Source organism: Micromonospora sp. KC723 (assembly GCF_004348595.1).
Classification (GTDB): domain Bacteria; phylum Actinomycetota; class Actinomycetes; order Mycobacteriales; family Micromonosporaceae; genus Micromonospora.
Genome location: NZ_SMKD01000189.1, coordinates 1 through 8315 on the forward strand (window position 1 = coordinate 1; position 8315 = coordinate 8315).

Annotated in this window: 4 protein-coding genes and 2 pseudogenes; 2 read left to right on the forward strand and 4 right to left on the reverse strand. The window is 72.3% G+C overall.

Annotated features, from left to right (window positions below):
* Positions 1-727: pseudogene (locus E1165_RS26445) on the forward strand (hypothetical protein); the annotation flags it as partial.
* Positions 728-812: 85 nt separating this feature from the next.
* Here the strand turns inward: E1165_RS26445 and E1165_RS26450 are convergent.
* From E1165_RS26450 to ndk, 4 genes are all read right to left on the reverse strand, one after another.
* The gene (locus E1165_RS26450; protein WP_132394443.1) at positions 813-1493 is read right to left on the reverse strand and encodes a 1-acyl-sn-glycerol-3-phosphate acyltransferase; all 681 of its coding nucleotides are present in this window, start codon (positions 1491-1493) and stop codon (positions 813-815) included.
* A gap of 133 nt (positions 1494-1626) precedes the next feature.
* Complete coding sequence (ileS, locus tag E1165_RS26455; RefSeq protein ID WP_132394444.1) at positions 1627-4797, reverse strand: isoleucine--tRNA ligase; 3171 nt, start codon at positions 4795-4797, stop codon at positions 1627-1629.
* A 510-nt stretch (positions 4798-5307) separates the two neighbouring features.
* Positions 5308-6858, reverse strand: a complete 1551-nt coding sequence (locus tag E1165_RS26465; RefSeq protein WP_132394445.1) for an alkaline phosphatase — start codon at positions 6856-6858, stop codon at positions 5308-5310.
* Positions 6859-7016: 158 nt separating this feature from the next.
* Positions 7017-7439 carry a nucleoside-diphosphate kinase gene (gene ndk, locus E1165_RS26470; protein WP_132394446.1) on the reverse strand — a complete coding sequence of 141 codons (423 nt, stop codon included), beginning with the start codon at positions 7437-7439 and terminating at the stop codon, positions 7017-7019.
* Between the two features lie 142 nt (positions 7440-7581).
* On the opposite strand from ndk, the pseudogene E1165_RS26475 reads away from it, so the two are divergent.
* Positions 7582-8315 (forward strand): annotated as a pseudogene (locus E1165_RS26475) (glyoxalase/bleomycin resistance/dioxygenase family protein); the annotation flags it as partial.

Consider the following 8315-nt stretch of genomic DNA (forward strand, 5'->3'; position numbering starts at 1 on the left):
CCACCCGGCCACGCCCGGGTACCCCGCGCCACCGGTGTCCCGCCCGGTGTCGCCGCCGCACCCGGTGTCACCTCCCGCCCCGCCGGCGGCCCGGCCGCCGGACCAGCGCCGGGGCCGCCGGCCGGAGCCGGTCGCGCCGCCGCCGGGCGGGCAGACCCCCAAGGGGCCCGGCCGGAGCCGAAGGCGCCGCCGCTGGCCCTGGGTGCTGCTACTCAGCCTGGCCTGCTGCTGCGGCTGCCCGGCCTGGTTCGGCAAGCCGGTGTGGGAGCAGTACCCGGCCGACGCGGCGCTGCCCCCGGTGGTGGCCGACCTGACGCTACGCACCGACCCCGGCAGCAAGGTCACCGCCGACCAGTTGACGGTTGAGGTACGCGCGGCGAACCTGATCGCCGAGGACGTCTTCGCCGGTGTCTACGACACCAGCGACGGCAAGCGGGTGACGGTCTTCGGCACCACCGGCTTCCGGTTCAGCCCCGAGTCGGACGCCGACGACGAGATGACCCGGCTGACCGACACCTACCGGCTGGACACCCCGCAGCCGGTGGAGACCGGGGTCCGGGGCCGGCATTCCAGGTGCGCCACGGGTCGCACGGACGACGGCGGCGTGGTGGTCTGCACCTCGGTCGACCACGGCAGCATCACCACCGGGGTCTTCACCCGGCTATCGGTCGACGACAGCGCCCGCCTGCTGGAGACCCTGCGCGCCCAGATCGTCACCACCGCGTAGAGCCGAGCGAGGCCACTGTCCGGGCACCCGCCCACGGGGCCGGCTCAGGGGGCGACGGCGGGGCGGCGCTGGCGGGAAGGCGGGGTCAGGCAGAGGTGGGTTCGCCACGCTTGGGGGCGTAGCGGGGCACGTACTCCTGACCGGTGAGCGTCTGGATCTCGGCCATCAGCTCGTCGGTCATCGCCCGCAGCGAGGTGCGGTCGTCCGGGCGGCCGGTGAAGTCCAGCGGCTTGCCGAACCGGATTATGATCTTGGCTTTGCCCGGGCGGGGCACCCGGACCCCGATCGGCTGGGCCTTGTCGGTGCCGATCACGCCGACCGGGATGATCGGCACGCCGGCCGCCACGGCGAGCCGGGCCGCGCCGGTGCGCCCACGGTAGAGCCGCCCGTCCGGCGAGCGCGTCCCTTCCGGATAGACGGCCACCAGGTCACCGGCCCGCAACGCGGGGATGGCGGCGTCGAACGCGGACAGTGCCGCCCGCCCGCCGGCCCGCTCGACCGGGATCGCGCCCAGACCGGTTAGGAGGAACTTGGAGAACGCCCCCTTCGCCCCGACGCCGTTGAAGTACTCCGACTTGGCCCAGAACGCCAGGTGACGGGGGACCACGGTGCCGAGGAACAGCTCGTCGGCGACGGAGAGGTGATTGCCGGCGAAGATCGCCCCGCCGGTCTCCGGGATGTGCTCCAACCCCTCCACGGTCGGGCGGAACGCCAACCGGAGCGCGGGCGCCACGGTGAGCTTGCCGATGGTGTAGAGCAGGGGCACTGGTCCTCCGGCGGTCGCGTACGAACAGGCGGTGTCACGGTAGCGGACCGCTGCCCGTCCACCCCAGCGGGTAGCCGTCCGCCCGACTGGTGGTCCGGCGACGCGACACTCCACCGGACCACCCGTCGACAGGTCACAGCCGCCGCACGGCCACCGTCACCCGCTCTCCCTCGCCGACCTCGCCGGCGAAGCCGTCGACGCCCTCGACGAAGTCGACGCTGTCGGCCAGCACCTCGCGGGCCACGAAGTCGCGGTACGCCGACACCGCCGCCCGGACCTCCTCGGCGGCCGACAACGCCACCACGATCCGGTCCGACACGTCCAGGTCGGCGTCACGGCGGGCCTGCTGCACCACCCGGACCACATCCCGGGCCAGCCCCTCCGCGGCCAACTCCGGGGTGACCTCGGTGTCCAGCACCACCACGCCCTCGCCGCCGGGCAGCGGCGACGAGTGCTCGGCGTCGGCGGCGACCAGGCGCAACTCGTACTCGCCCTCGGCGAGGGTCACCCCGGCGGCGACCGGGGCGCCGTCGACCAACTCCCACTCCCCCGCCTTGACCGCCTTGATGACCTGCTGGACGGCCTTGCCGACCCGCGGGCCGAGCGCCCGGGGCACCACGGTCAACACCTGCTGGCAGTGGTTCTGCACCTCGTCGGTGAACTCCACCACCTTGACGTTGACCTCGTCGGCGACCAGGTCGGCGAACGGCCGCAACTGCCCCGCCACCGGCGAGGCCACAGTCAGCCTCGACAGCGGCAGCCGGACCCGCAGGCCCTTCGCCTTGCGCAGCGACAGCGCCGCCGAGCAGACGTCCCGCACGGCGTCCATCGCCGCGACCAGGTCGTGGTCGGCCGGGAACTCCGCCGCGGACGGCCAGTCGGTCAGGTGCACGGACCGCTCGCCGGTCAGGCCCCGCCAGATCTCCTCGGCGGTCAGCGGCGCCAGCGGCGCCACCACCCGGCAGAGCGTCTCCAACACCGTCCACAGGGTGTCGAACGCCTCGGTGTCGCCGGACCAGAACCGGTCCCGCGAGCGGCGCACGTACCAGTTGGTCAGCGCGTCCAGGTAGGACCGGACGGTGGCGCAGGCGCCGGAGATGTCGTACTCGTCCATCTGCGCCTGGACCGTCGACACCAGCTCGTTCGTCTTCGCCAGCACGTACCGGTCGAGGAGGTCGCCGGCGGCTCCGCCGCCGGTCGGCCCGGCGGCCACCTTCCGTTTCGCCCGGTAGCCGTCGGCGTTGGCGTAGAGCGAGAAGAAGTACCAGACGTTCCACAGCGGCAGCAGCACCTGCCGCACCGCGTCCCGGATGGCCGCCTCGGTGACCAGCGCGTCACCGCCGCGCACCACCGGCGAGGACATCAGCATCCAGCGCATCGCGTCCGAGCCGTACGCGTCGAACACGTGGTAGACGTCCGGGTAGTTGCGCAGGCTCTTGGACATCTTGCGCCCGTCCGAGCCGAGCAGGATGCCGTGGCTGACGCAGTTGCGGAACGCCGGCCGGTCGAACAACGCGGTGGCCAGCACGTGCATGGTGTAGAACCAGCCACGCGTCTGCGGCATGTACTCGACGATGAAGTCGCCCGGGTAGTGGTGCTCGAACCAGTCGCGGTTCTCGAACGGGTAGTGCACCTGGGCGAACGGCATCGACCCGGACTCGAACCAGCAGTCCAGCACCTCCGGCACCCGGCGCATCATCGACGCACCCGTGGGGTCGTCCGGGTTGGGGCGCACCAGCTCGTCCACCGCCGGCCGGTGCAGGTCCGCCAGGCGTACGCCGAAGTCCCGCTCGATCTCCGCCAGCGAGCCGTAGACGTCGACGCGTGGGTAGGCCGGGTCGTCGGAGCGCCACACCGGGATCGGTGAGCCCCAGAACCGGTTGCGGCTGATCGACCAGTCCCTGGCGTTGGCCAGCCACTTGCCGAACGAGCCGTCCTTGATGTGGCCGGGCGTCCAGTTGATCTGCTGGTTCAGCTCGACCATCCGGTCCTTGAACGTCGTCACCGCCACGAACCAGGACGACACGGCCTTGTAGACCAGCGGGGTGTCGCAACGCCAGCAGTGCGGGTACGAGTGGGTGTACGTGTCCTGCCGGAACACCACCCCCCGCTCCTTAAGCTCCCGGATCACCGGCTTGTTGACGTCGAACACCTGCTCACCCTGATAGGGCGGGACCAGCGCGGTGAACCGGGTGTGGTCGTCCACGGTGACGACGGTCGGGATGCCGGCGGCGTTGCAGACGTTCTGGTCGTCCTCGCCGAAGGCCGGGGCCAGGTGCACGACGCCGGTGCCGTCCTCGGTGGTGACGAAGTCCGCGCCGAGCACCTGGTAGGCGTTCTCCCCGGCCTGCTGGACCAGGAAGTCGTACAGCGGGGTGTAGCGGCGGCCGACCAGGTCCGCGCCGCGCACGACGCCGACCTGCTCGTACCCGTCCAGTTCCTTGGCGTACGCGGCGAGCCGGGCGGCTCCGACGACGTACCGCTGCCCGTCGCGCTCCAGCACCGCGTACTCGATGTCCGGGCCGACGGCGAGCGCCAGGTTCGACGGCAGCGTCCACGGCGTGGTCGTCCAGACGCCCAGCTTCACCGGCCCGCGCACCAACTCGGGGGCGGACTCGTCGGGGGTCAGCCCGAACCAGACCGACAGGGTCGGGTCGTGCCGGTCCCGGTAGACGTCGTCCATCCGGGTCTCGGTGTTCGACAGCGGCGTCTCGCACCGCCAGCAGTACGCCAGCACCCGGAAGCCCTCGTAGACCAGACCCTTGTCGTACAGGGTCTTGAAGGCCCACATGACGCTTTCCATGTAGTCCAGGTCGAGGGTCTTGTAGTCGTTGCCGAAGTCGACCCAGCGGGCCTGCCGGGTGACGTACCGCTCCCAGTCCTGGGTGAACTCCAGCACCGAGGTGCGGCACGCCTCGTTGAACCGGGCCACGCCGAGGTCGAGGATCTCCGCCTTGCTGGTGATGCCGAGCTGCTTCTCGGCCACCACCTCGGCGGGCAGCCCGTGGCAGTCCCAGCCGAACCGCCGCTCCACCCGCCGCCCGCGCATGGTCTGGTATCGCGGCACCACGTCCTTGACGTACCCGGTGAACAGGTGGCCGTAGTGCGGCAGTCCGTTGGCGAACGGCGGGCCGTCGTAGAAGACGTACTCGTTCCTGCCGTCGGTGCCGGTCGGCCGGGCCTCGACGGAGGCCTCGAAGGTCTTGTCGGCCGTCCAGTGCTCCAGGACCCGGCGCTCGACCGCGGGCAGGTCCGGGCTCGCCGGGACGCCGGCGGCGGTCGGGTCGTGCAACGGGTAGGCCATCGGGGTCGCTCTCCTCAGCAGCAGCTCACTCTTGTGGTCTGCGAGGACGAGCTTCTCCGGGTACGCCTGGACGGCGCTCCCGGGTGGGCCCGCGGTACCACCCCGCTTGGCGGTCGAGGTACGACCGCCCGCTCATTGGCCGGCTGTGACGGGCCGGACCCGTCCGGTTCTACTGGGCCGGTTGCCCGGCTGTTCTTCCGGAGGCTCGCCGGTGATGGCCGGGTCATCGCCTTACGGTGTTCAACGATACTCGACCCACCCACCGCGCCGCCGCCGAGTAATCCCACGCGCCGGTCACCTGTGGGTACGGGACAGGAACGCGGTGAACCGACAGCTCTCCATGATCGATGTCGTCGAGCAACGATGACCATGGAGGCCGTGCGCACGTCGATCTGGAGACCCTCGCCACCGCACTCGACGTAGAGACCGACGACGACCCCGCGCTGGCCATGCGGTTGTCGACGGTGAGCCGCCGACGACCGCATGGCCAGCGCGGGATGTCGGGACGGATCAGGGGGCCGGCAGCGTGGTGGTCCAGAGGGAGCGGCCGTCGCGGTCGCGGAGGTGGACCGTGAAGGCGCGACTCTCGGCGTCGATGTGGACCTCGCCGAAGTGCTGGAAGCCCTCGGCGGGTGAGATGTTGGCGCGCGGCGGCGCGTGCACGAACACGGCCTCCGGGCCGAAGGTGCCGTCCAGCCGGTTCGGGCCGAACCCACCGGCGTGCGCCGGGCCGGAGACGAACTCCCAGAACGGTGTGAAGTCGGCGACCGCCGCCCGCGCCGGGTCGTAGTGGTGCGCGGCGGTGTAGTGCACGTCGGCGGTGAGGAACACGATCCCGGTCACGCCGACCCGGTGCGCGGCCCGCAGCACCTCGGCGAACTCCAGCTCCCGCCCGGCCGGGGCGCCCGGGTCCCCCTGCGCCACACCCTCCTGCGCCCCCGGCCCGTCCGGCACCACCAGGCCGAGCGGCAGGTCGGCGGCGATCACCTTCCACGTCGCCCGGGACCGGGTCAGCTCCCGGACCAGCCACTGCCGCTGTTCCCGGCCGAGCAGGCCGCGTGCCGGGTCGGCGTAGGTGTTGCCGTCGTTCGGGTCCTTGTACGTCCGCATGTCCAGCACGAACACGTCCAGCAGCGGCCCGTACGACAGCCGCCGGTACAGCGGTCCGTCCGCCGGGACCGGCAGCCACTCGCCGAACGCCTGCCGGGCGCGCGCGGCGAGCACGTCGACCCGCCGTTCGGTGTAGCGGGCGTCGGTGAGGATCTCCCCCGGGTACCAGTTGTTGGTGACCTCGTGGTCATCCCACTGGTTGACCTGCGGCACCTCCGCGGCGAACGCGCGCAGGTGCTCGTCGAGCAGGTTGTACGCGTACTGTCCCCGGTACTCGGCCAGCGTCTCGGCGACCTTGCTCTTCTCGGGCGTGACCAGGTTGCGCCAGACCCGGCCGTCGGGCAGCGTCACCGTCTCGGCGAGCGGGCCGTCGGCGTACACGGTGTCGCCGCTGCACAGGAAGAAGTCGGGACGGGCGGCACGCATCGCCCGGAAGATGCTCATCCCGCCGAACTCCGGCGCGATTCCCCAGCCCTGGCCGGCGATGTCCCCGGTCCACACGAACCGCACGTCCCGCCGCTGGTGCCGGCCTGGGGCGGTGGTGAAGGAGCCGCGCAGCGGCTCGCCGCACAGCCCGTTCCGGTCCAGGCTCTCCACCCGGACCCGGTAGTACAGCCGCTCCCCGGAGGGCAGGCCGCGCAGCCGCAGCCGCCCGGTGAAGTCACCGGTCGGGTCCAGCACCGGCCCGCGCAGCATCCGCGCCCCGCGCAGGTCGGGGCGGCGGCTGAGTTCCACGAACATCCGGCCCGGCCGGTCGGCTCGGGTCCAGACCAGCGCCGAGTCGGCGGTGACGTCGCCGCTCTGCACGCCGTGGGTGAGCACCGGCCGCCCGGCGGGCCGCCAGGCGGGTGCGGCGACGGCCCCGGAGCCGCCGAGCAGCGCGCCGCCGGCCACTCCCGCGCCGGCGACCAGGCCGGCGCGCAGCAGGGTACGTCGGTCGAGTTCGGTCATCGTTCCTCCCTGGAAACGGATCAACCAGGTCGGTCTACCGGGCCCACATGACCGCCACCGCCGGGCGAGGTGACCGGCACCTCAACGGCGGTTGTCGGCGCCGTGCCCCGAACACGACGACGCCCGGGCCGGATCACCGGCCCGGGCGTCCGGACGGTTCAGCCCAGCGTGGGGAACCAGAGCGCGATCTCCCGCTTGGCGCTGTCGACGGAGTCCGAGGCGTGCACCAGGTTCTCCCGGTTCGACAGGGACAGGTCGCCGCGGATCGTGCCGGCGGCGGCCCGGCGGCCGTCGGTGGCGCCGATCATGCCCCGGACCACCTCGATGACCTGGTCACCGGAGAGCACCAGCGCCACCAGCGGCCCGCCGGTCATGAACGCCTTCAGCGGCGGGTAGAAGGGCTTGTCCACGTGCTCGGCGTAGTGCTGGTCGGCGAAGTCGCCGTCCAGCGTCCTCGTCTGCATGGCGTCGATCCGCAGGCCCTTGCGCTCGAAACGGGAGATGATCTCACCGACCAGGCCCCGGCGGACCGCGTCGGGCTTGATCAGTACGAGCGTGCGCTCGTCCGGGCTGCTGGACACGCTGGGTTCCTCCTGTGCGCGGAAGACGGTCTGGCTGGGTACGGTCAGCCTACCGACCCGGTCCCGGTGTCGGCCCGGCGGCTGCTCCTTCCCTCGGTTGCCGGTTCGGCCTAGCCTGGCCATGACCCCCGGGAGGTCCACTGTGGCGAATGGCGGGAACCGCCCGATCGCGCCGGTACGCAAGTTGATCGCCGCGGTGCTGGGCACCGTGGCCACGTTCGTCGTGCTGTTCGGCCTCGGCATGACGAGTTGGGCGATCGTGGCCCTCGGTGTGGCCATGCTGGTGCTGGCCGTCGCCCTGGCCACCGTCCGCGCCGGCGGGCGCACCTGGGTGATCGGTGTCGGGCACGTGCACAGCGCCTCCGAACCCCCCACCCAGTACGCCTTCGGCCGCTGCGAGCTCCAGCTGGTGATCGACGCGCCCGGCATGCCGCCCCGTTCCAAGAAGATCATCGAGCCGCGGGTGCCGGTGGCGAAGTGGCCGTCGCTCGGGCAGACCCTGCCGATCCGGGTGGCGCTGGACGACCAGCGGCACATCCGGGTGCTCTGGGACGAGGTGCCCACCCACGCCGAGAGCGCCGGCGTGGCCGACCTGCCCCCGGAGTACACCGACACCGAACCGGTCGACGAGGTGCTGATCGCGCAGGAGGCCCCGCCGTGGGCCGGCCGCCCGGTCGACGACGACTTCCACGACGACCTGCGCGACGAGTTCCGCGACCCGCCGCCGGCCGACCCGCTGGGCGACCCGCTCGGTGAGCCGGTGGCACCCGAACAGCGGGAGCCGGTGGTGGTGCACCACCGGCCCGGCGGCCCGGTGGTGCTGGAGGGCATCGTCGTCGACCAGCCGCAGGCCGGGCTGCCCCGCCGGGCCACCCC

Coding starts and splice junctions, on each gene's coding strand:
- E1165_RS26465 (WP_132394445.1), bottom strand. CDS start 6,858: ATGACCGAACTCGACCGACGTACCCTGCTGCGCGCCGGCCTGGTCGCC.
- ileS (WP_132394444.1), bottom strand. CDS start 4,797: ATGGCCTACCCGTTGCACGACCCGACCGCCGCCGGCGTCCCGGCGAGC.